The organism is Rathayibacter sp. AY1C4, assembly GCF_002932195.1.
Taxonomy (GTDB): domain Bacteria; phylum Actinomycetota; class Actinomycetes; order Actinomycetales; family Microbacteriaceae; genus Rathayibacter.
On the sequence record NZ_PSWE01000072.1, the window covers coordinates 1 to 763 of the forward strand.

The following is a 763-nucleotide window of genomic DNA, read 5'->3' on the forward strand; positions in this document are numbered from 1 at the left end:
CGCTGACCCCCCAAGACCCGAGCAGCCGTCCGCGCGGGAACCCGGCTCTCGGCACGCCGCTCCGCGGCCACTCGACCAGAAGGGGCGGACGACGGACGCCCTCCCACCGCACGGTAGACACATCGCGCCCTGGAAATGGGAGTCTTGATACGCCGCTCTGCGGCTACTCGACCAGCAGGAGGAGGGAGCGCCCTCTCACCGCAAGGTGGAGGGCGCGTCCGAGAATCGCGTGGCAGCGATTCGAGGCAGCCCGACGGAATACGCTCTGCGGAACGCACCCCGTCGGGAGGCCGACCGCGCTGAGCCGCGCAGGGAGCGGCTCAGAGTCGAGCTCAGCCCAGCGCTCGCTCGATCTTCTCCGTGATCTCGTTCTGGTCGAGGTAGTTGTCGATGACGACGACCTCGGCGAAGGTGCGGCCGATGCGGTCGACGAGCTCGCCGGAGGTGAGGATGACCTGCGCGTCGGCGGCGAGCGCGTCGACGGAGGCCAGGTCGGAGGCGATCACCTCGGCCTCGAGGTCGAGGGTCTCGAGGGCGCGCTCGGCGCCGAGCTTGAGGATGGCGGAGGTGCCGATTCCGGCGCCGCAGAGGGTGACGATCTTCATGCGCTTCTTCCGTGGTGCGGGTGGTGCGGGGTGCTGTCGGTGAGGACGGCGTTGATGCTGCGGAGGGTGCGGGCGGCGGCGAGGGCGCCGACCGCGTCCGGACGGCTGAGCACGTCGGCGAGCCCGGAGACGAAGCCGACGTGCCCGTGCGCCTGGGT

Annotated in this window: 1 protein-coding gene; it reads right to left on the minus strand. The window is 70.9% G+C overall.

Annotated elements, in window-relative coordinates; genetic code table 11:
* Positions 1-332: 332 nt before the first annotated feature.
* The gene (locus tag C5C99_RS16670; RefSeq protein WP_104226416.1) at positions 333-605 is read right to left on the minus strand and encodes a PTS sugar transporter subunit IIB; all 273 of its coding nucleotides are present in this window, start codon (positions 603-605) and stop codon (positions 333-335) included.
* Positions 606-763 lie beyond the last annotated feature (158 nt).

Excerpts from the sequence above, each read along its gene's own strand:
- C5C99_RS16670 (WP_104226416.1), bottom strand. The coding sequence starts at position 605 with ATGAAGATCGTCACCCTCTGCGGCGCCGGAATCGGCACCTCCGCCATC.